This is a genomic window from Pseudactinotalea sp., from assembly GCF_048594945.1.
GTDB lineage: Bacteria > Actinomycetota > Actinomycetes > Actinomycetales > Beutenbergiaceae > Pseudactinotalea.
Map to the genome: position 1 here is coordinate 1 of NZ_JBMDXJ010000375.1, position 20,909 is coordinate 20,909.

Sequence of the window (20,909 nt, forward strand, 5' to 3'; positions counted from 1 at the left end):
CGAGAGCCACCTTGGCCGCGTCCTGCGCCGCCGCGAAGCTCGCGCCCGCCATCGAGCCCGAGGTGTCGATCATGATCACCTCGGCAGCCTCGAGGGAACCCGCTGTGCTCGCCCCCGCACCGGTGGCCGACACCCGCACGATCGCGTGCACGTCGGTCGCCCCCTCGGCCAAGAATTCGTTCTGGAACACCTCGGCGGTGAAGTCAGCCATCTTCTCTCCTGTTCCTCGCCCTGCAGGCTATCCGTTCTCGGTGGCGCCGACGCTCTCGTCAGGCGCCTCGTGATCCCCCAGCCGTGCGAGCACGGCCGTGATGTTGTCGCGTCCGCCCTGCGCGTTCGCCCACGTGACCAATCGACCCGCGATGGTGGTCGCGTCGGCCCCCTCGCCGGCCGCCGCCGCACTCGAGCGCACCAGCTCGCCCAGGCCGTCCGCCTCGGGACAGTAGTTCCAGAGCCCGTCCGAGCACACCAGCAACCAGCCGGGGGTGGTGACGGTATGGGTGTCCTTGCGAGGCTTGATCGGCGGCGCGTCGGGTCCGAGCCAGCGGGTGATGGCGTGGGCGTTCGGTGAGGATGCGACCCGACTCTCGGGCACGCCCATCTCCATCATCTCCTGCGCCCAGGAGTCGTCGATCGTGAGCCGGACGCCGCGGCCGCCGTCGGGAAGCCAGTACGCGCGCGAATCGCCGACGTTCGCCACCACCACGCGCGGGCCGTCCACGATCGCGGCCACGTACGTGCATGACGGCGCATCGGCCTCATCCCGCGTCGGGACCGCCAGCACCGCCTCGTTGGCGCGAGCGGCGGCCTCCGCATGCAAGGTCCCCCAGGCGCTCGTGCGGGCCACACCTTCCGCGGTCACCTCCTGCGAACCCCCGGGTGCCCCCTCGGCCAGTGCCTCGAGCGCAGCCGTCGACGCCGCCAGGCTCGCCTCGTCCGACAGCGGCGCGGTCGACACGCCGTCGCACACGACGATCGCCGTGACGCCCTCCACGATGTCCAGCGCCATCGCGTCCTCGTTGCGCGCGTGGACGATGCCGCGGTCGCACACCCCGCCCACCGTCGCACTGGGCGAGATCGCGAAGTGGTCGCGCTCACTCATCGCGGGAGCGCCGCACTCCTCGCAATAGCCGTCCGCGGCGACCTTGCCGCCGCAGCGGGCGCAGGGGCGCGCCGGCGGTGCCTCGGCGACGACCGGCTCCGGCTCCGCCTGCGGCGGCGTGCCGGACATCGAGGCTCCGCACACCTCGCAGAACTTGGCCTCCGCATCACCCATGGCCCCGCACGAAGGGCACGGCACATCCACCGGTGCCTGCACCACGGCAGGCGCAGCCTCCGGCTCCGCATCGATCACCGGGACTGCCGGCTCGTCGTCCGGGTCGGTGACCTTCAGGTGCTCGGGCTCGGGCAACGCTTGGTACTCGTCCGCCTCGGGTTCGAGCGTGGGGTCGTCGGTCGTCGGTTCGGTCACCACAGAGTCCAGTTTCGTACGGCGTTGGCACGGTCGACGAGGGCGATCCGCTCGTCGCGGGAGTCGGCAAGGCGTGCGCGGTCTCGGTACGCCGACTCGACAGCGTCGCGCAACGGGCGCTCCTGCGCAGGCACGTCGGCGACCTGCGCACCCATCGGTGCGGTGCTCTGCGCCACCTGCGCCAGCGCGGACTCGAGCACATCGATGCGGAGGTCGGCCAGCGCTGCGGCGCCCAATGGCACCCCGTCCACGCTGCGCAACGCGTCGTCGAGCGCGGGCAGGCCCCGATTCGACTCGGTGAGCGCACGCGCGCGCTGCAATCGTGCCGCCGGGTACGAACCACGAGTCGGCGCGACGAGATCGAGCGAGCGGAGCACGCCGTCGAGATCCTGCTTCTGACGCCGGATCCGGGTGAGCCCGAAGGCGGAGGGCGCGGTGTAGTTGGCGTCGGAACGCGCGCACACCACATAGAGCGACTCCGCCACGTCGAGCTCACCGCTGACCTCGCACGCGGTCGCGAGTGCCAGCTTCGGCGCCAGCTCGCCAGGCACCTGACCGTAGACGGCGTTGAAGGACGCGACCGCGGTGGCCGGGTCGTTCGTCGCGAGATCGGCGAGCCCGCCGACCCACAGCGCACGCCACTCCCACGGGTCGTCGGCGAGGATCTCGCCGATCAGCGTCCGGGCCACGTCGATGCGGTTGGCCGCGACCGCCGCCTGCGCGGTGGCGAGCCGGATCTCGACGGTCCGCTCCGGGGCCTTGTTGAGCGCCGTCACGCGTGCCACCGGGTCGGCGACGTTCACGCCTGCCAGGAAGCTGGCCATCGGGTCGGAGGGGTCGACCTCGAGCTCGGGCAGCTCGTGCCACATCAGCGGACGCTCGGGCACGTCGACGGTCGGCGCCGTGAACAACGCGGACGCCGAGGACGTGGTGGCCGGGTTGCCGGATCCGCGGTCGTACGCGACGACCTCGCGCAGTACCCCGAGCAGCTGGACCCTGAGCTCATCGATCGAGCCGAACCGGTCGTCCGGGTTGGGGGCGCACGCCTTGGCCAGGAGTCGGTAGAACGAGTCGTACGTCCCGAACACGGGCGTATCGGCGACCGGCGGCAACGAGGCCACGTAGGTGGAGGTGTTGCCGCGGAAGTCGAGCACCATCGTGGCGAGCGTGCGACCGATCGTGTAGATGTCGGAGGCGACCGACGGCCCCAGCTCCGCGACCTCGGGGGCCTGGTAGCCCACGGTGCCGTAGATGGGCGACGTCTCGTCGTCGATCCGGCGCACACCGCCCATATCGATCAGCTTGACGCCCTCACCCTGCTGGATGATGTTGTCGGGCTTGAAGTCGCAGTAGAGCAGGTTGTGGTCGTGCAGGTAGGCGAACGCCGGCAGTACCTCGAGCACGTAGGCGAGCGCCTGGTCGACCGGCAACGGGTCCACCGCGCCGCTGTTGGCCTCGCGGCGGTCCTTGAGGATGTCCTTGAGCGACTTGCCGCCCACATACTCCATCACGGTGTAGCCGGCGTCGTCGTGCACCACGAAGTTGTAGATCTCGACGATCAGCGGGTGCTCGACCTCCGCCAGGAACCGCTGCTCGGCGATCGCCGCGGCAGCCGCCTCGGCGTCGTCGGCGTTGAGCAGACCCTTGAGCGCCACCCACCGGCCGGACACGTTCCGGTCCCTCGCGAGGTAGATCCAGCCAAGGCCGCCGTGCGCCAGCGCGCCGACCACCTCGTACTGACCGCCCACCAGGTCGCCAGGCTTCAGCCGCGGCTCGAAGTCGAACTTGGCTCCGCACGCAGGGCAGAAGCCGGCCGTGCGGCCCTCGACCTCGCCGCGTGAGCGGCCCACCGGCCCACCACACGACGAGCAGTACCGCTTGCGCTCGGGCACCTCCGCCACCGGCATGATCGCCTGCAGCGGATCGGCCACAGGCACGGGCGGCACCGTGGTGATGCCCGCACCCAGCCGGTGCCCCCGCAGTCGGGTGGAGCCCGTGCCCACACGCCGAGTCGTGCGCGACCCGGTCCGCGCCGAGCCGATCGCGGTCGAGGCGAGACGGGCCGAGGACGTCCGCGTCGATCCCCTGTCATCGCCGGCTCGCATCGGGGAGGTCTTGCCCGAGTCCGCCGCCTCAGGCACCCCGGCCCCGAGAACCGCCGACGGCGAGACGCCCCCTGCGTGGGTCGCGGCACCGGTGGTGCCGGTCGGGCCGGCACCGCCGCTCTGCCCCTCGGGCGAGCCGCAGACGTTGCACCACCCGTCCTCGTAGGTGCCGGTGCAACCCGGCTGCGTACATGCGGTCATGCTGCTCCTCCGATCCTCGCGCCGTACTGACCGGTGAGGTCCAGCGGCGCGGCGAGCCGTTCGTACTGCGCGACCAGCGCGCGTGCCAGGTCGACGTCACAGGGCGTGGTCGTGACCGCGTCGGAGGCCTCCTGCCAGCCGGCCTGCACCGTGGTCGAGGCGTCGCGGCCGTGCGCCTGCGCGTTCGACTGCGCCTGCGCCAGCCGGTACCGCAGCGACGCACGTTCACGCAGCGGCGCGGCATAGGCGTGCTCGGCAGCGTCGACGGCTCGTGCGGCCGCGTCAAGCCGAGCCAAGTAGGCGTCCACGCCGGCGCGGTCCTGCGGAGGGTCGCCGAGTCGCTGCGGGTCCGGCACGGCGAGCCGCGGCGGGCGTGCGATCTCCCGCCGGCACCGGGCCTCCAGGTCGAGCAGCACCGGTCGGCGCTCGGCCAGCGCGTCTCGCAGCTCCGTGGCGCGCTCGCGGTCGCGGCGGAGCTCGCCGGAGCGTGACGTGGTCACCAGCAGGTCGCGGTGCGCGCGAGCGACATCCGCCTCGAGCTCCCCGAGCGGACCGGTGACATCAGCCCCGCGGGACGCCTCGGCGAGCAGGCGTGCCTGACGCTTCGCCAGCGCCTCGACCCGCTGGGTCACCTCGTCGTCCTTCATCGCGCGTGCGAGGTCCTCGCAACGCACCAGCTCGGCTCGCACCTGCCGCAGCCGGGCGACGAGCTTGACGGTGGAGGGGTCGATCGCGAGCTGCTCACGGAGCTGCCCGACGAGTGCGTCCACCAGTCTGGCGCCCTCGGGCAGCGTGACGTCGAGTGCGCCCGAACCGAGCCTGCCCCAGATGTGGGTGGAGATCCGCTCGCGCGCCGCAGTGTCGGCGCGCCCGGAGTCCCACTCCACGAGGATGTCGTCGGTCCGGCTGCGCAGGGCCTGCCAGAGAGCCATCGCCAGGACCACGTCCGGGCTGTGTGCGCTGGCGTCGGTGGCCCGTTGTGCCACCTCGTCGAGCCGGTCCAGCTCACCTCGGGTCCGCGCGAGCCACTCCTCGAGCGTCGCGAGGAAGTCGAGCAGGTCCTCGCGGCTCGCGGCCTGGCCGAGCCTGCCCGGAGGAGTCGGCAGCGCGCTGCCGACCCCCTGCGTCGGTACGCTCGTCACGTGGTCCGCCCGTAGACCGGCGAGGGCGGCTCCGGCGCCGGGCCGAGAGCCCCGAGCCAACGGTCGTAGATCTCGGTCCAGGTGCCGTCGTCGACCAGCTGCTCGAGCACCGTGTTGACGAACGCGACCATGTCCGTGTTCTCCGCAGGGATACCGATGCCGTACGGCTCGTCACTGATCGCCTCGCCCACGACCACGGCGTACGGGTCCTGCTCGGCGAAGCCCGCGAGGATCGTGTCATCGCCCGTGATCGCATCGACCTGTCCCTGCTGGAACAACGCCAGACACTGGCTGTGCGTCGGCGCGGGCACGGCCTCGATCTCCGGGTACTCCTCCAGGCGCGTCAGCGTGGTGGTCCCCGCGGGCGCACACACACGCTGACCGCTGAGGTCCTCCAGGCTCTCCGCGCCCGACCCCTCCGCCACGAGCACCTTCTGACCCGCGTGGTAGTACTCGGCAGAGAACGAGATCTGTTCCCAGCGCTCGCACGTGATCGTGAACGCCCGCGCCACCAGATCGACCTCGCCGGACTCCAGCACCTCGATCCGCTGGCCTGACGTGATGACACGGAACCGGAGCCGGTCGGGGTCGCCGAAGATCGCGCGCGAGACCTCGCGCAGCATGTCGATGTCGAATCCCTCGATCTGACCCGTGAACGGATTCCGCGAGCCGAGCTGCAGCGTGTCGGCGGAGACCCCCACGATCAACGCGCCGCGCTCACGGATCTCCGCCATCGTGCTCCCCGAGGGCAGCGCTCCCGGAGCGGGCAGATCCTCCAGCGGGTCGTACGAGGCAACCGCGTCGTCGCACTCGACGGGGTCGCTCGGCGGCGTGGTCGCGCCGTCGGTCGGCTCCTCGGTCTCCGTCGGCTCAGGAGCCGCCTGTCCCAGGTCGTCGGCGCCACTCCCGGTCGAGCAGGCCGCCAGACCCAGCAGCAGGGCGAAGGTCGCACCCGCCGCCGTGACGCGGCGTGTCGCGGTGATCCTCATCGGTACTCCTCCCGCCGTGCGGACAGACCTCGCCAGCTCGCGGCAGCGGCCAAGATGCCGGTGATCAGCAGCACCCACGCCGCGGTCCGGGCGCCTCCGGACGCCTCGCCGAGCTCCGACCTGACCTGCTCCGCACCCTCGTCGACCCTCGCCGAGGCAGCCTCGGCCAGTTGAGCGTACGCCTGGCTCGGGCCGCCGTCCTCGTCGCTGACCGCCAGGGTCACGGCGTCGTCCCAGTTTCCGCCGTCGTCGAGCTCTCGGATCTCGGCATGGCGCTCGAGCCAGGTCTGGAGCAGGTCGGCGAGGTTCTGGTCCTGAGCCTCGAGAAGCTCGGCGGCCCGGTCGGTGCGGTCCACGAACTGGCTCTCGAACTCCGCACCCGAGCCACGCTTGATCAGGGTGAAGGACTCGAGCGTGCGTGCCTCAGCGGCAAGCACCGATGCCTGCGCGACCGCCAGCGTGGGTCGATAGGAATCGGAGCGCACGGCCGCAGCCGTACCGGCCGAGGACGTGGCACCGAGTCCGCCGACCACCAGGGCCACGAACATCAGGACGGTAGCCAGCGCGAGACCCGGATTCAGCCAGCGGCGCGTCATGGTGGCCAGCCGCACCTGGCAGATCACCAGCACCAGCAGCGCACCGATCACGACGACCAGCACCACCACCGACCAGTTGCCGACCGCGAAGTCGGCGGCCGCGTCATCGGCGGCCACCATCAGCACGGCGTCGAGATCCGTCAACATCTGCTCGCGGACCAGCGTCGAGGCCTGGTCCAGGTAGGCCGCACCGACCGGGAACCCCTGCCTGTTGTTGACCCGTGCCGCCTCGACCAGGCTCGTGTACCGGGTGAGGTCGGCGTTGAGGCTGGCGATCAGATCAGCGTCTTCGTGTGCGCCGGAGGCCAGCGCGGCCAGACCCGTCGCGGCCTCCTCGATCGCCACGTCATAGACCACACGACGCGCCTGCGGCTCCAGTCCGCCGACCAGGAACGCGTTGGTGGCGGCACCGTCGGCCTCCAGCAGCGCGGTCCGCACCGCCATCACGGTCAGCACCCGGTCGGCGCGGGTAGCGGCTCGGTCCAGCCCGGAGGACTGCTGCTGCGCGAGCACGAATCCCAGTGCTGCCACGAGCACCGACACCACCACGGTGACGATCGAGATCCGCATGACCCGCTGCGCCGAACTCGCGGGCTCCTTCTGCGGGGCCTGCTGCGCCACACCGTTCGGAGGCTGCGGGACCAGCTGGCCCTGTGCTTGTTGTGGCGGCTGCCCCTGCTGGCTGGGCGCCTGTGCGGTCGCGCTCACTCGTTCTCCTCGGTCGGCAGGTCGGGGGGCGCGTCTGCCGGGACGAGGATGCCCTCGTCACCCGGTCCGGCGTCGTCGCCCACAAGGTCCTCGGGCACCAATGTCTGCAGTTCCTCGATCGTGGGAGTCTCGACCTCCCGCAACCGCCACGCGTGCCGCGCGATCGCGCTGTCGAGCAGGTTGCGCACGAACCGTGCGTTACCGAACGACGCGTCACGCGGCTGGATCGAGCAGATCTCCTCCACGCGGTCGAGGGTCTCGGGTGTCGGCGTGAAGTCCGCGCTGTCGGCCATCAGCCCGAAGATGCCGCGCAGCTCGGAGTCGGAGTAGTCCTCGAAGTGGATCGTCGTGGAGAACCGCGACTCCAGCCCCGGGTTGGCGGACACGAACTCGGCCATCGGGACCGGGTACCCCGCGACGACCACCACGAGGTCGTCCCGATGGTCCTCCATCTCCTTGACGAGGGTGTTGACCGCCTCCTGGCCGTAGCTGTCGGGAGTCCCGCCGCTCGACTGGGTCAGTGCGTACGCCTCGTCCACGAACAGCACTCCCCCGACCGCGCTCGCCACCAGCTCGGCAGTCTTCATCGCGGTCTGGCCCAGGTAACCGGCCACCAGCTCCGACCGGTCGACCTCCACCAGGTGACCGTCGCTCAGCAGGCCAAGCGCACGATAGATGCCGGAGACCAACCGGGCGACCGTTGTCTTCCCGGTCCCCGGATTGCCCACGAACACCAGGTGCCGCGTGAGCGTCGGGCGAGTGAGACCTGCCTCGACCCGGAGCTTCTCCACTCGCAGCAGCTCCACCTGCCGCCGCACCTCGGACTTGACCCTGCTCAGGCCGATCAGCTGGTCGAGCTCGTCCAGCAGCTCCTCGAGCGTCTTCTCAGGCTCCGCCTCCTGCTCGGCCTCGGCCGCGGTCGCCTCCTCGGAGGCGACTGCTCCGGCCGGCTGCCCGGGCGCGGGCGCCGATCCTTCCGCCGTCCCACGGTTCAGCGCCTGCAGGATCCCCTCCACGCTCGGAACCTCGGGCTCGGGCACGTCGGGCCGCAACGCCGTCAGTCCGGAGCCGGGACTCGGCGTCAGGCTGCGCAACAGGTCGGCTGTCGCGGCGCGGGACGTCTCCGGAGTGAAGGTCCTGGCGGGTGACGGTGCCGGCTGCGCGCTCGCGGCGGCGAGCTGGGCGGCGGCGGTCGCAGCGGCTCGCGGGGCCACGTGCGGACCTGGTGTGCCGAGCCTGGCGCCGGCTCGCGCGACCGCCGCCAGCGCCTCGGCGTACGTCACCGCGTGCGGACCGCCCGCCAGCCCGACCAGGACGTCGGTCGGTGCCTGACGCCATCGACGCCCCGCGGAGGCGGCGGCGAAGAACTCGACGCTCGCATCGCCGTCGACCTCGTCCAACCATGCCTCGGCGGCTCCGGGCATCGATCCCTCGGCAACCGCGGCAGCCAGCCGGCGTCCCTCTTCACGGGCCACCTCGGTGGGCACGCCCGCCGCCTCAGCCGCCTCGACGAGGTCGGCCAGCGCGTCGCGAAGCGAGATCGTGGTCATGGGGCCTCCATGGGCGGCGTCGTGAGCGTCGATCCCTTGAACTTCTCCTCGAGGAACGCCCCGTGCGCGATCAGCGCATTCGCGTCCTGGCGCGAGACGGCGTCGGAGATCTTCGTCAAGGTGGCGCTGAGCAGGTCGAGCTGGTCCACCAGCAGCATCAACGAGGTCTTCCCGTTCGCCACCACCCGCCGATCCGCGAAGTCGCGCGGCAGCCGCAGATAGGCGTCCACCGCCTCCGGCAGGTAGCTGGTCGCGGTCGCGACCACGGTGTGGGCCTGCTGGCTGCCGAGGCCCGGCCGATCCAGCCGCGGCACCATCACGGCCACGGTCCGGGCGATCCGGTCGACACGCGCGGCGATCGCGGGTGGCACACGCCCGGCGACCCGGGCACGCACGGATTCGACCGACGCCAGGATCTCCTCACCGGTGGGCGGCGGTGGAAGCTCCGGGAGCACGACAGGCTCGGGCTCCCCTCGGAGCTTGCGCCCCAGCTCGGACCACCATGACACGTGTCGACGACTCCGATCAGCGGTTGGCGTTGAGGTTCAGACCGCCGACATCGAGCGAGCCGCTCTGCAGCTCCGAGCGGTCCGAGCGACGGGACCGCTCGAGGTACTCGGCAGCCTTGCTCGTCTCGGTCTGCAGCACGCCCACGGTCTGGGCCATCGAATCGAGCGCGGCGACCTTGAAGTCCGAGATCGTGTCCAGCGTCAGGTAGATGTTCGAGAACGCCTCCTGCAGCTGGTCGATCCCGATCGTCGCGCTGGCGGCCTGCTCCTGGATGCTGGCGGAGTTGTCCGCGAGCATCTTCGATGTCGCCACGATCATGTTGGACGTCGTGGTGTTGAGCGCGGTGATCTGGTCGAGCACCAGCTTCTGGTTGGCCAGCGCCTGGGCCACGATCACGGCGGTGCGCAGCGCCGAGAGGGTGGTGGTGGTCGCGCGGTCGACACCCTTGATGAGCTCGAGATTGTTCTTGATGATGATGTCCATCGCCAGGTACCCCTGGATCGACACCGCGAGCTGTGTCAACAGGTCCTGGTGCTTCTGCCGCACGTAGAACAGCACGTCCTCACGCAACGACCGGGCACGCTCCGGGTCGGTGGAGTCCAGCTCCGCGATCGTGGCCGAGAGCTGGGCGTCGATCCGCTCGGCCATGAAGATGTACTGATTGAGGCGACCCATGGTGTCCCACAGGTTGCGCTTCTCCAGGTTGAGCGCCGCGTTGTCCTTGCGGAGCTCGTCCTGCCCGTTGTAGAGGGCGCGGATGATGGCGTCGAGCTGCTTCTGCGCGGACTCGTAGCGGCGGAAGTAGTCGGTGAGCTTGTCGCCGAACGGGAGGAACCCGAGCAGCTTCTTGCCGACGCTGGCCTCCGACGGGTCCAGCTCCTCCACGGCCCGGCGCAACGCCAGCAGCGACTGCCCCACCGTGCCGGACTCCGACAGCCCGCCTTCCTTGATCTCCTTGACCGGAGTGGCCAGCAGCCGGTTCGAGACATCGGCAGCCCGTCGGATGTCCTGATCGCCCATCGTGCGCACCGAGTCGGCCTTCGCCGTGAAGTCGGGCGACTTCGGCTCGCTCGCCATCAGCGACTCCACGTAGGAGTCCGCCTTCGCCGTGAGCGCGTCCACCATCTCGGGGTCCACCTTCGGCGCCATCGCGGGCGCCTGGGTGGCCGCGACCGCCCCCACGGGCGCCGGGGGCTCCAGAGTGAGCCCGATGTTCTCGGCCTCCGGTGGCTCGAGCGGTGCTGCGGCAGCGGCCTGGTCAGTCATGGTCGTCCTCGGCTGTCGAATCGATCGGAACGCGAGCGTCCCACGGATCTAGAGATGGTCAAGCGAGTCTCTCCCGTTAATCTACGGCAGGCTGAGCCTCCAGCGATCCCTGCGGCGCGGGGAGGCCTGCCCGCATCATCCACGCACCCGCCGGATGAACGTGTCGTAGGCGTCGCCGTGAGCGTCCCATGCGGGTGGTGGTTCGCTCGTGGTCGCGAGCGTCGGAGCGTGGCTCAGCGCCGTGGCGACGTCGCCGAGCGCACCCGTGCGAGCGAGCGCGAGCAGCGCAGCACCTGCAGCAACGGGCTCACCCGTGCTGACCGAGGAGACCGGCCACGGGAGCGTGACTCGCTTCAGCTCGCGCCACAGCGCGGGCAGCCGGCGGCCTCCGATCACCGCGACCCGCTGCGGCGAAGCGGGCGCGAGCTGGGTCTCGATCATCCACCGGGCCTGGTAGCAGATCCCCTCGACGACGGCACGCGCCTGCCGTTCTCGGGGCCAGCCTGGCGGTGGCGCACCGGCCGCGGCTCCTGGGTCGGGCTCGGGGCTCTGGCGACCCCGTAGGTACGGCGCAACGGCGGCGCCTGTGGGCTGCTGCCCAGTCACCACCTCACGCGCAGCGCGCGCGAGCACGTCGGCACGGCTCTCGGGCGGCACGCCCACCAGCCAGTGATCGAGCATCGCACCGGCGCTCGACGTCCCGGCAACCACAGCGTCGGCCTGCCCACCCACGGTGCGTACCAGGCTCATACCCTGCCGCCGCACCCCCTCCGGTTCGGGACGACCGCTCAGCACGCTCAGGGTTGCCTCGGCCGTGCCGAGGGAGTCGGCCACGTCCCCTGGCGCGCGCACGCCTGCTGCCCACGCCGCCACCTGGTGGTCGTGGCCGGCGACGACCACCGCGGTTCCGGCAGTCAGGCCGGTCGCGGCCGCTGCGGCGGAGCTGACACGACCGGCCACGCTGTCCGATGCGGCCACGCGTGGCAGCCGCGCAGGGTCCAGTCCCGCCAGATCCAGCAGCTCCGCGTCGAACGCGACCGCAGGTCGCTCCCCCGGACCAGCGAGCGGGTAGCCACCGGTCCGGCCCGCGAGCGTGTGGTCGGTGACGCGCTCGCCGGTCAGGGCGTGCACCGCCAGGTCGGCGGTGCTGAGCCAGGTCCGCATCCGCCGCCACACGTCCGGTCGCTCCCGCTGCAGCCACCGCCACGTGGTCAGCGGAGTCTTGGCCGACACCCGTACCCCGGTCCGGGCGAACACCTCGGGCGCGAGCACGGCCATCGCCACGGCGTCGGCGGCGCCGTGCCCGGCATCCCAGCGCAGCAGCTCGGTCAGCGCCTCGCCGTACGCGTCGATCGGCGCACCGGTCTCTGCCATCGACGCCACCCCGACGGCTTCGATCGCACCGGAGTGGTCGGCCAGCCGGCGGCACCCGGTGCTGATCGCAGCCAGCAGGCCCGGGACGTCGCCCGGGGTCGGCGTGGCGTGCGTCGCCACCTCCCTGACGTTCTCGCCCTCGACGGCGATCAGCACGAGCTTGGTGGTACTCGTCCCGACATCGATCCCCAACGCCCGCACGCCCCCATCTTCCCCCGGACGGCTCGAGCCCGCGGAGGGTGGCGGCGCCTGCGCGGGTCAGAGGAGCTGCTCGCGGCCGCGGCGCCGGAGGTAGCCGTGCCAGAGGACCCGAGCGGCTGTGGAGCGGTGCGGACGCCATCGCTCCCCCAACGTCTCGAGCTCGGTCGCCGTCGGCACCGAGGCGAGCCCGAGCGCCTCGGCGGCCGCCACCTGCAGGGCACGGTCCCCGACCGGCCACAGGTCGGGGCGCCCAAGGCACACGAGCAGGTAGACGTCAGCGGTCCACCGACCGATGCCGGGGAGTGCCATCAGCGCCGCGCGAACGTCGTCATCCGGCACGGACGACAACGCCTCCAGATCCAGGTGTCCTTCCGCGACAGCAGCGGCCAGTGCCCGCAGGTAGCGCTCCTTCTGGCGAGAGACACCATCGGCGCGCATGTCCGGGTGGGCGAGCACCGCCGTCGGGCTCATCTCGCCGATGCGCGCGAGCAGCGCGCGATACGTGGCGGCTGCCGAGGCGAGCGAGACCTGCTGCTCCAGTACCAGCAGGACCAGGCTCGCGAACCCGGGTGAGCGGCTCCAGAAGGCGGGCGCACCGTGGTCGGCGACCACGCCGGCGAGGCGCTCGTCGTCGCCGAGCAATCGGGTGAGCGACGACGCGAACGCGCGCTCCGCCGCCTGCCCCGGTGATGTCATCGGGTCCGGCGGCGCTTCTCGCGTACCCGCACGCTGATCTCGATCGGCGTCCCGGTGAACTCGAACGTCTCCCGTAGTCGGCGCTCGATGAAACGGCGGTAGCCCGGATCGAGGAAGCCTGTGGTGAACAGCACGAACCGCGGTGGCCGGGTGTCCGCCTGGGTGCCGAACAGGATCCGTGGCTGCTTTCCCCCGCGCACCGGGTGCGGATGGGCGGCGACAAGCTCACCGAGGAACGCATTGAGGCGGCCGGTGGAGATCCGCGTGTCCCACGACTGGAGCGAGGTGTCCAGAGCCCGCACGAGGCGGTCCACGTGCCAGCGAGTCCGTGCCGAGAGGTTGACCCGCGGCGCCCACTGCACCTGCACAAGCTCGCGCTCGATCTCACGTTCGAGGAGGTCGCGGCGGTCGTCGTCCATGAGGTCCCACTTGTTGTAGGCGATCACCAGGGCGCGGCCCGCATCGATGACCTGCTGGATGACGCGGATGTCCTGCTCGGTCATCGCCACGCTCGCGTCGACCAGCACCACGCCCACCTCCGCCTTCTCGAGCGCGGTCTGGGTACGCAGCGAGGCGTAGAAATCCGCGCCGCGGGTCTGGTGCACGCGCCGCCTGATGCCCGCGGTATCGACGAACCACCATGGCCGATCCCCGAGCGTCACCAGCTCGTCGACCGGATCACGTGTGGTGCCCGCCACGTCATCGACGACCACCCGTTCCGACCCGGTCAGGGCGTTGAGCAGCGACGACTTGCCGACGTTCGGCCGGCCCAGCAACGCGACCCGACGCGGCCCGCCCTCGCGTAGCTGTCCACCCGCAGCGGAGACCTCGGGCAGCAGCGCCAGCACCGCGTCGAGCAGATCGCCCGAGCCGCGCCCGTGCAGCGCAGACAGCGCGAACGGCTCACCCAGCCCCAGATTCCACAGCGCGGCGGCATCGGCTTCGCCGCGCTGGTCGTCCACCTTGTTGGCGACGAGGATCACGGGCTTGCCGGAGCGGCGCAGCAGCCGCACCACCTGCTCGTCGGTACCGGTGGCACCCACACTCGCATCGACCACGAACAGCACCGCATCCGCGAGCTCGATGGCCGCCTCGGCCTGCTCAGCGACCCGTTCTTGCAGCCCGCGGGCATCCTGCTCCCAGCCGCCGGTGTCGACCAGCAGGAAGCGCCGCCCGCTCCACTCCGCCTCGTAGGTGACGCGGTCACGTGTGACGCCAGGCGTGTCCTGCACCACCGCCTCGCGTCGGCCGAGGATCCGGTTGACCAAGGTGGACTTGCCCACGTTGGGTCGCCCGACCACCGCCAGCACCGGCAGCGGGCCTGCCACGTCGCCCGTGGCGCGGCGCTCGCCACCATCCTCGAGGAGCGCCAGGTCGTCGGCGTCGAGCTCGTAATCGGCGAGCCCGGCGCGCAAGGCATCCGCGCGCTGGACGTCGTCGGCGGGCTCGTTCTCGCCGTGATGGCTGTCGTTCGGGTTCTGACTCACCCCCGCATTCTTCCCCATGGGCACCGCTCCCCAGGTTCGCGCGGCGGCACAGAGCACAGCATCCACTAGCGTTCGGCGTGGCAACGGCGCCACCACATCGGATCGTTCCTGAAAGGCACCATCGTGCGCACCGCCCGTCCCCTCGCCCTCGCCGCCGTTCTCGGCGCATCCCTCGTGCTCGCCGGCTGCTCGGGTGGTTCCGAGAACACCTCCGACGGCGGAGGGGGGACCTCGCCGGAGGAGACCACCCAGGAGGCACCTGAGTTCGACGTCGAGGCGATCGACCTCGGCGAGCCCGGCGAGACCGAGCCCGGCACCACGCTCGCCCTCGGCGAGCCGGCCTGGGTGACCACGCAGGTCACGCCGTCGGACTCGGACACCGCCGAGGACGTGCAGATGGGTCTCACCCTGCTCGACATCACCGAGGGCAGCACCGACATCTGGGCCGGCTGGGAGACCGAGGACGAGTTCGAGGGATACACCCCGTACCTGATGGTCCTCCAGTACAGCTACCCGGACGGACTGCCCGAGGGCGTGGAGAGCCCGCCGGCGCCGGCGATCTTCCCGCTGCTCGAGGACGGTTCGGGCGCGAGCTTCATCGAGGCGCAGAACTTCGGCATGGGCGCGGGCGCGTCCGATGTCTGCGGCTACACCCTCCAGGGCTGGGACCCGGAGACCAACACCAACGTGGTCTGCGCTGTCGGGCTGTCCGATGCCGGCCCGATCACGGGTGGCCTCTTCAACGGGGACAACTGGTCCGGCATCCTGCAGGGCTGGGACGAGACCTACGGTAACTCGCCGATCATCTGGGAGTGACGCCCCGCGTCACTGCGCGGAGTCGGGCAGGTCGAGGCCGGTGAGAGCGATCGCCGCCTCGACGTGCCGACTCATCTCGGCCTGCACCCGATCGGCGGCTGCCTGGACGGCGGCACGCCCGGTCGCCGCATCGTCAGGAGCGGCATGGAACGGCTCGCCGAACACGACCGCCAGCTTCGCGCGGAATCCCGGGATGTGGCTGCGCTTCTGACCAGGAAGCCGCGTGCCGAGGATCGCGACCGGCTGCACCGGGGCCTTCGCGCGCACCGCCAGCCAGGCGATCCCGGCCTTCGCCGAGCTCACGTCTCCGCGACCGCGTGTCCCCTCGGGGAACACCCCGACCACGCGGTCCTCGTTCAGCAGCGCGAGCGCGGTCTGCAGCGCAGCCCGGCCGGTGCCACGGTCGACCGGGATCTGACCCGCGTTCCGCATCAGCGGACCGGTCCACCCTTGGAACGCCTCCTCCTTGATGATGAAGTGGGAGCCCCGTGGGATGCAGCCGTGCAACAGCGGGCCGTCGATGATGCCGGTGTGGTTCGCGGCGAGCAGCACCCGGCCGGTGCTCGGCACGTGCTGCGCCCCGATGATCTCGGTGTTCCAGACGCCGTGGGCGAGGAATTGGCCCACGCGACGCGACCACGTCGGGCCCCATCGCTTGATGTGCTCGGGCTTGATCTCCTGGCCGGGTGACCGGCGCGGCTTGTCCTTCTCTGTCACGGCCGGCCGTCCTGTCGGGACTCCACCAGGCCGCGCACCGCGGCCACGGTCTCCTCGAGCGTGAGATCGGAGGAGTCGACGGTGACCACGCCATCGGCAGCGACGTGGAAGCTCGAGACCGTGGCGTCATCGGCGTCGCGACGCAGCACCTGGTCCCGTGTCGCGGCCAGCGCCGAGTCATCGTCGGCACCATGGATCTCACGGGCCCTGCGCGCCAGGCGCGCCTCCTCACTGGCCACCAGCAGGATTCGCACGTCGGCATCGGGTGCCCCCACGGTGGTGATGTCGCGGCCCTCCGCGACGATGCCCGCCTCGCCGCGCGCGGCCTCGATGATCTCCCGCTGTCTGCGCCGCAGCTCGGCCCTCACCTCGAGGTTCGTCGCCACAGCGCTCACCACGGTCGAGATCTCGGTCGAGCGGATCAACACCGAGACGTCCTCACCGCCGACGGCGATGCTCGGGTCCCGCGGGTCGGTCCCCATCTGCAGGGGTAGCGCCCGAACCGCGTCGGTGACGGCGTCCGCGTCGGAGAGGTCGATGCCGTCACGCACACACCACCACGCGGCTGCGCGATACATCGCACCCGTGTCGAGGTAGGCCATGCCCAGCTGCTGCGCCACCTGTCGGCTGATCGTCGACTTGCCCGAGCCCGACGGCCCGTCGATCGCCACCACGGTCATTCGTTCTGGCCGCGCACCGACGCTCGCTCCGCTCCGGTCCTCACTCCCTGGTGCACTCATTCGACCACCACCCGCCACGCCCGCTCCTCCAGCTCCGTCACCAACGCCTCCGCCACCCCGGGCAGCACCGCCAGCGTGGCCATGCCGACCTTCTGCCGCGGCGAGTGCTCCATCTGGAAGTCCTCGATGTTGACGCCGATCTCGCCGACCTCGGTGAACAGGCGGCCGAGCTCACCTGGCCGGTCGGGCACGAGGACCGTCACGTCGACGTAATGCTTCCGGGCACCGCCGTGCTTGCCGGGGATGCGAGCCACGCCGTCGTTGCCCGCGGAGACCAGCCCTGCGATGCCCGCCATCGCGCCCAGTGCGAGCGGGCCGTCGTCGGCCGCCCGATCCAACGAGCCCAGCAGCGAGTCGAGGTCGTCACGGACGGCACGGAGCACGGTCCGGATGGGATTGGCGTTGCCCACCAGGATCGAGGCCCACAACCGCGGGTCGCTCGCCGCGATCCGCGTGACATCGCGCAACCCCTGCCCTGCCAGCCCGAGTGCTCGCTCAGGCGCGCGGACCAGCCTCGCCGCCAGCAGCGAGGACATCAGCTGCGGCAGGTGCGAGACCAGTGCCACCGCCTCATCATGCTCGGCCGGACTCATCTCGACCGGGCTGGCGCCGAGATCCACCGCGAGTCCCCGCACCGTGCGCAACGCCTCGGGCGAGGTCTCCGGGCCCGCGGCAAGCACCCACGGGCGCCCGGCGAACAGGTCGCTGTCGGCGGCAGCGGCACCATGCCGCTCACGGCCCGCCATCGGATGCGAACCCACGTAGCGAGACAGGTCGAGCGTCGCGAACGCCTCGAGCTCACGGCGGATCGTCGCCTTCACGCTGGCCACATCCGTGACCACGGCCTCCGGGTACGCGTGCAACGCCGCGCCCACGATCCCCGCAGCCACGTCCGGCGGAGCCGCGACGACCACGAGGGCAGGCGGCTCGTCCGCCGTGCGCTCCGGCTCACCTGCGCCGACGTCACGCGCGAGCGCGAGCGCCGTGGGTGAGCTGTCGCGCAGCCGTACGGGCACGCCGTGCGCGCTGAGCGCCAGCCCGATGCTGGCACCGATCAGCCCGGTCCCGATCACGAGGACGGGTCCGCTGGTCGTGAGGCCACCGGAGGTGGCGGGACGTGCCTCGGTCACGGTCGGCAACCCTATCCGGATCGCGGCCGTGGGACCGAGCACACCTCGAGGTCGAGCGGCAGCGGGTCCGGTGACGGGCTGACGGCGCGGGCCGAGCTCGCCGTCATGCGTCGCATGTGGTGGCGCCGGCACAGCACCTCGTAACCCACGACGCCGGTGCCGAGCTCGGCAGTGTCGCCGACCACGACCTGCTCGCCCTCGGTGACCATGGCACCGTCCACCGTGCGTGCGTTGTGGGTGGCGCGCCGGCCGCACCAGCACAGGGCCGGAACCTGCAACACCTCGACCCGGTCCGCCAGCTCGACGAGGCGCGCAGAGCCGGGGAACAGTCGGGTCCGGAAGTCCGTGGTGATGCCGAACGCGAACACGTCGACGTCGAGCTCGTCGACCACCCGCGCAAGCTGCTCCACCTGCTCCTCGCTGTAGAACTGTGCCTCGTCGCAGATCAGGTAGTCGACCACGCCACCGTGCGTTCGCCGACCGATCACCTCGGTCCAGAAATCGGTGTCGTCGCCGACCTCCGCGGCCTCGTGCTGCAGCCCCAGGCGCGATGACACCACCCCTTCGCCCGCCCGGTCGCTGCGCGAGAAGATCACGCCTCGGCGACCCCGCTCACTGTGGTTGTGGTTCGTCTGGAGCGCCAGTGTGCTCTTGCCCGAGTCCATGGTGCCGGCGAAGTACGTGAGCGTCGCCATGCTCAGCCGGCCAGCCTGATCAGCGGGACCGTGCGTTCGGCCGGCGTCCCCGAACCGTGCATCCCGATCAGTGTCAAGGACTCCGCGCTCTGGGTCCGGGAGTCGACCACCGCGATATCGCCCCGCATCGCCGCGACCACATCGCCGACCACTGGCCGGAACCGGTCCTCCACAGGACCGAACCAGCCCGCACTGATCGCCTCGTCACGGCTGCGGACGTCCGCGCGCTCTCCCAGCTCGTTGCGCCATGCCTCGAGCACCTCGGCAGCAGCGCCGGGCTCGGCATGCACGTGGCAGATGCGAGGTTCCCCTGCCACCACCGTCACACCGTCGGCGAGCACGGGGTTCACTGCCACGTCGATCCGGGCAGCGCCGCCGAACTCGGCCGAGTCCCCGCGCGGGATGTCGACCATGCCGTGATCGGCGGTCACGAGCACGAGCGTCCCGCGCGGCACGGATGCGGCCAGGCGGGCCAGCTCGGCGTCGAGATGGGCGACCGCTTCGCGCCACTGCGGCGATTGACAGCCACGATGGTGGCCGGTCTTGTCGACGTCCCCCCAATACATGGTGCTGAGCTTGACGTCGGGCTCGCCGAGCACGTCGAGCGTGCGTGTGACCCGGTCCGGGAGGCTCTCCGCCGCGTCGTACTCGGCTCCGCGCAACGTAGCCCGGGTCAACGGAGACGTGGCGAACGCCCACGGGCCCACGCTCACCGAGAGCAGGTCCTGCTCCGCCATCAGCTCGAACACCGTGGGTTGCTGCTGCCAGGACTCCGGCTCCGGCCCGCCCTTCCAGGAGATGAGGTTGAGGAGCCGGCCCGTATCCGGATTGCGCACCGTGTACCCGAGCATGCCGGTGCGACCGCCCGGGAGGCCGGTCCCCAACGCAGCCATGTTGGTGGCGGTCGTCGACGGGAACGCCGACTGCAGCGGCCTCCTCGGCGCTGCGTTGAGCGTGGGAGCGATCTCCGGGACCGCCGTGAGGTTGTGGAGGCCGAGCCCGTCGACCACCACGACGCAGGCGCGCTGCACCGTGGGGAGCTCGAGTCGCTCCGCTGCGGCGCCTGCGCGGACCGCGTGACCGTGCGGGTCGACCACCAGGTCAGCTCCGACCGCCCCGGCCGCGCCCAGCAGGACGTCGCCGAGCCAGCCTGCGGTGCTCACGTGCGTGCGGTGGCCGCCGACAGCGCAGCAGCGAACGCGATCGCGGCGCGCACGGCGGCCGGGCCCTCGGCATCCGCGCTCACCCGGACCACCAGGTCGTCGGGCAGCATCGAGCCGGTCCAGCCGTGGTCGGCCTCGCAATTCGGGTCACCACAGGTGGCCGGCTCCAGCTCGAGCCGGTTGACGGCGCCCCAGGACAGCGCCAGCGTGACCTCGCTCACCGCGGATCCTCGGCGGTAGGACACCGGGTCGGCCACGCCGTGCGTCAGGCCCACGGTGCGCAGGTGCCGGATCGCGATCGACTCGGTCGTGGCTGCGGCAGCGGGTATGGCGTCGGGGTCGTCGCCGGGCAGATCATCCACGTGCGCCAGCACGAGTCGGCTGTCGGTCAGTGCCAGCACGGTGATGTGTCGGCGCACCTCGGCACGGTCGAACATCGTCTCGACGTGGACCAGGTGCGCGTCCACCTGCTCACCGGCGAGCGCCAGGTCGAGGACGTCCGCAACGATGTCGGGGTAGTAGCCGGCACGCTCGATGTCGGCTCGCAGGCGGCGGAGCGCTGTCGAATGCGATGAAGGCACCTGGTGAGTATGCCGCACCGGCCGGACTGGTCGGTGCTGTCCGCGCTCCGGACCAGTGCCGCCCACCGCCCTGGTCGTGTCACGGCAACGCACGGCGTGCCGTGTCACCTCGCTCAGCGGCAAGCAGGTCGACCGTGGCCGAGAGGATCGCGGCGCCGTGCTCGCCCACGAGCACCGGATTGAGCGCCACCGCCCGCACCTCGGGCAGCTCCTCCTTGAGCACGCTGAGGCGTTCGATCACGTCCTCGAGCGCTGCCACGTCCATCGGCGGCAATCCTCGGTATCCCAGCAGACGCGGCGATGCGCGCACGGCCCGGACCAGGTCGGCGACGTCCGCCTCGGTGAGCGGCGGGACTCGATATGCGACGTCGTCGAGCATCTCGACGGCGTCGCCCGCGAGCCCGAAGCTGAGGATCGGGCCGTACAGGTCGTCCTCGATCCCGGTGACGACGCAGGCCGCGCCGCTGGGCGCCATCCGCTGGACCTCGATCGCGACGTTGTGCCGCCCGAGGGACGCGAGGCGCTGCCGGAGCGAGCCGAACGCCTCGGTCAGCTCCGCGGGCGTCGAGAGGTCGAGCCGCACGCCACCGAGATCCGCGCGGTGCCGCAGCACCTCGTCCGCCGCCTTGAGCGCGACCGGCCACCCGATCGACGACGCCGCCGCCAGCGCGGCGTCGACGTCGCCGACGCGCGTGGACGGCCAGACGGCGAGCCCGTAGGCGGCGAGCAGCTCGGCGGCCTTGTCCGAGGGCATCCGCACCGACGTGCCCG

General features: G+C 71.4%; 19 protein-coding genes and 1 pseudogene. 1 reads left to right on the plus strand and 19 read right to left on the minus strand.

Annotated features, from left to right (window positions below; all coding sequences use genetic code 11):
- The 12 genes and pseudogenes from ACOJSN_RS17015 to der form a co-directional block, all read right to left on the minus strand.
- Positions 1–211: pseudogene (locus ACOJSN_RS17015) on the minus strand (hypothetical protein); the annotation flags it as partial.
- Between the two features lie 27 nt (positions 212–238).
- Positions 239–1,471: a protein phosphatase 2C domain-containing protein gene (locus tag ACOJSN_RS17020; protein WP_420113679.1), complete on the minus strand. Its 1,233-nt coding sequence runs from the start codon at positions 1,469–1,471 to the stop codon at positions 239–241.
- Complete coding sequence (locus ACOJSN_RS17025) at positions 1,468–3,777, minus strand: tetratricopeptide repeat protein (protein ID WP_420113680.1); 2,310 nt, start codon at positions 3,775–3,777, stop codon at positions 1,468–1,470. Before ACOJSN_RS17025 ends, ACOJSN_RS17020 begins: the two co-directional genes overlap by 4 nt.
- Positions 3,774–4,919, minus strand: a complete 1,146-nt coding sequence (locus tag ACOJSN_RS17030) for a hypothetical protein (protein ID WP_420113681.1) — start codon at positions 4,917–4,919, stop codon at positions 3,774–3,776. Before ACOJSN_RS17030 ends, ACOJSN_RS17025 begins: the two co-directional genes overlap by 4 nt.
- On the minus strand, positions 4,916–5,908 hold the full coding sequence (locus tag ACOJSN_RS17035; RefSeq protein ID WP_420113682.1) for a glutamate ABC transporter substrate-binding protein: 993 nt from the start codon (positions 5,906–5,908) through the stop codon (positions 4,916–4,918). Before ACOJSN_RS17035 ends, ACOJSN_RS17030 begins: the two co-directional genes overlap by 4 nt.
- A complete protein-coding gene (locus tag ACOJSN_RS17040) occupies positions 5,905–7,212 on the minus strand; it encodes a hypothetical protein (protein ID WP_420113683.1) in 1,308 nt (435 codons plus the stop codon). The genes ACOJSN_RS17035 and ACOJSN_RS17040 overlap by 4 nt, the downstream gene beginning before the upstream one ends.
- Positions 7,209–8,762: an AAA family ATPase gene (locus ACOJSN_RS17045; protein WP_420113684.1), complete on the minus strand. Its 1,554-nt coding sequence runs from the start codon at positions 8,760–8,762 to the stop codon at positions 7,209–7,211. Before ACOJSN_RS17045 ends, ACOJSN_RS17040 begins: the two co-directional genes overlap by 4 nt.
- The gene (locus ACOJSN_RS17050) at positions 8,759–9,271 is read right to left on the minus strand and encodes a hypothetical protein (RefSeq protein WP_420113685.1); all 513 of its coding nucleotides are present in this window, start codon (positions 9,269–9,271) and stop codon (positions 8,759–8,761) included. The genes ACOJSN_RS17045 and ACOJSN_RS17050 overlap by 4 nt, the downstream gene beginning before the upstream one ends.
- Before the next feature lie 16 nt (positions 9,272–9,287).
- The gene (locus tag ACOJSN_RS17055) at positions 9,288–10,538 is read right to left on the minus strand and encodes a toxic anion resistance protein (RefSeq protein WP_420113686.1); all 1,251 of its coding nucleotides are present in this window, start codon (positions 10,536–10,538) and stop codon (positions 9,288–9,290) included.
- A gap of 135 nt (positions 10,539–10,673) precedes the next feature.
- Positions 10,674–12,113, minus strand: coding sequence for an FGGY-family carbohydrate kinase (locus tag ACOJSN_RS17060; protein WP_420113687.1), 1,440 nt, complete (start codon positions 12,111–12,113; stop codon positions 10,674–10,676).
- 57 nt (positions 12,114–12,170) lie between these two features.
- Positions 12,171–12,809 carry a DNA-3-methyladenine glycosylase family protein gene (locus tag ACOJSN_RS17065; protein ID WP_420113688.1) on the minus strand — a complete coding sequence of 213 codons (639 nt, stop codon included), beginning with the start codon at positions 12,807–12,809 and terminating at the stop codon, positions 12,171–12,173.
- The gene (gene der / locus ACOJSN_RS17070; RefSeq protein ID WP_420113689.1) at positions 12,806–14,314 is read right to left on the minus strand and encodes a ribosome biogenesis GTPase Der; all 1,509 of its coding nucleotides are present in this window, start codon (positions 14,312–14,314) and stop codon (positions 12,806–12,808) included. The genes ACOJSN_RS17065 and der overlap by 4 nt, the downstream gene beginning before the upstream one ends.
- Before the next feature lie 105 nt (positions 14,315–14,419).
- Between der and ACOJSN_RS17075 the strand changes: the two genes are divergently transcribed.
- Positions 14,420–15,112: a hypothetical protein gene (locus tag ACOJSN_RS17075; RefSeq protein ID WP_420113690.1), complete on the plus strand. Its 693-nt coding sequence runs from the start codon at positions 14,420–14,422 to the stop codon at positions 15,110–15,112.
- 9 nt (positions 15,113–15,121) lie between these two features.
- Here the strand turns inward: ACOJSN_RS17075 and ACOJSN_RS17080 are convergent, their stop codons facing one another.
- The 7 genes from ACOJSN_RS17080 to ACOJSN_RS17110 all read right to left on the minus strand — a co-directional run.
- On the minus strand, positions 15,122–15,829 hold the full coding sequence (locus ACOJSN_RS17080; RefSeq protein WP_420113691.1) for a lysophospholipid acyltransferase family protein: 708 nt from the start codon (positions 15,827–15,829) through the stop codon (positions 15,122–15,124).
- A complete protein-coding gene (gene cmk, locus ACOJSN_RS17085) occupies positions 15,826–16,509 on the minus strand; it encodes a (d)CMP kinase (protein ID WP_420113697.1) in 684 nt (227 codons plus the stop codon). The genes ACOJSN_RS17080 and cmk overlap by 4 nt, the downstream gene beginning before the upstream one ends.
- A gap of 56 nt (positions 16,510–16,565) precedes the next feature.
- A complete protein-coding gene (locus ACOJSN_RS17090; RefSeq protein ID WP_420113692.1) occupies positions 16,566–17,699 on the minus strand; it encodes a prephenate dehydrogenase in 1,134 nt (377 codons plus the stop codon).
- A gap of 11 nt (positions 17,700–17,710) precedes the next feature.
- Positions 17,711–18,394, minus strand: coding sequence for a thymidine kinase (locus ACOJSN_RS17095; protein WP_420113693.1), 684 nt, complete (start codon positions 18,392–18,394; stop codon positions 17,711–17,713).
- A 2-nt stretch (positions 18,395–18,396) separates the two neighbouring features.
- Entirely contained in the window at positions 18,397–19,557 is a 1,161-nt protein-coding gene (locus ACOJSN_RS17100; RefSeq protein ID WP_420113694.1) for an alkaline phosphatase family protein, read from the minus strand.
- Positions 19,554–20,138: a DUF5998 family protein gene (locus ACOJSN_RS17105; RefSeq protein ID WP_420113695.1), complete on the minus strand. Its 585-nt coding sequence runs from the start codon at positions 20,136–20,138 to the stop codon at positions 19,554–19,556. The genes ACOJSN_RS17100 and ACOJSN_RS17105 overlap by 4 nt, the downstream gene beginning before the upstream one ends.
- Before the next feature lie 79 nt (positions 20,139–20,217).
- Positions 20,218–20,909: acetate--CoA ligase family protein (locus ACOJSN_RS17110; RefSeq protein ID WP_420113696.1), on the minus strand; the 692-nt coding region annotated here is incomplete at its 5' end.

What these genes read in the sequence shown, in the direction of transcription:
- ACOJSN_RS17035 (WP_420113682.1), bottom strand. Translation starts at nt 5,908, where the DNA reads ATGAGGATCACCGCGACACGCCGCGTCACGGCGGCGGGTGCGACCTTC.
- ACOJSN_RS17055 (WP_420113686.1), bottom strand. Translation starts at nt 10,538, where the DNA reads ATGACTGACCAGGCCGCTGCCGCAGCACCGCTCGAGCCACCGGAGGCC.
- ACOJSN_RS17025 (WP_420113680.1), bottom strand. Translation starts at nt 3,777, where the DNA reads ATGACCGCATGTACGCAGCCGGGTTGCACCGGCACCTACGAGGACGGG.
- ACOJSN_RS17045 (WP_420113684.1), bottom strand. Translation starts at nt 8,762, where the DNA reads ATGACCACGATCTCGCTTCGCGACGCGCTGGCCGACCTCGTCGAGGCG.
- der (WP_420113689.1), bottom strand. Translation starts at nt 14,314, where the DNA reads ATGGGGAAGAATGCGGGGGTGAGTCAGAACCCGAACGACAGCCATCAC.
- ACOJSN_RS17065 (WP_420113688.1), bottom strand. Translation starts at nt 12,809, where the DNA reads ATGACATCACCGGGGCAGGCGGCGGAGCGCGCGTTCGCGTCGTCGCTC.
- ACOJSN_RS17095 (WP_420113693.1), bottom strand. Translation starts at nt 18,394, where the DNA reads ATGGCGACGCTCACGTACTTCGCCGGCACCATGGACTCGGGCAAGAGC.
- cmk (WP_420113697.1), bottom strand. Translation starts at nt 16,509, where the DNA reads ATGACCGTGGTGGCGATCGACGGGCCGTCGGGCTCGGGCAAGTCGACG.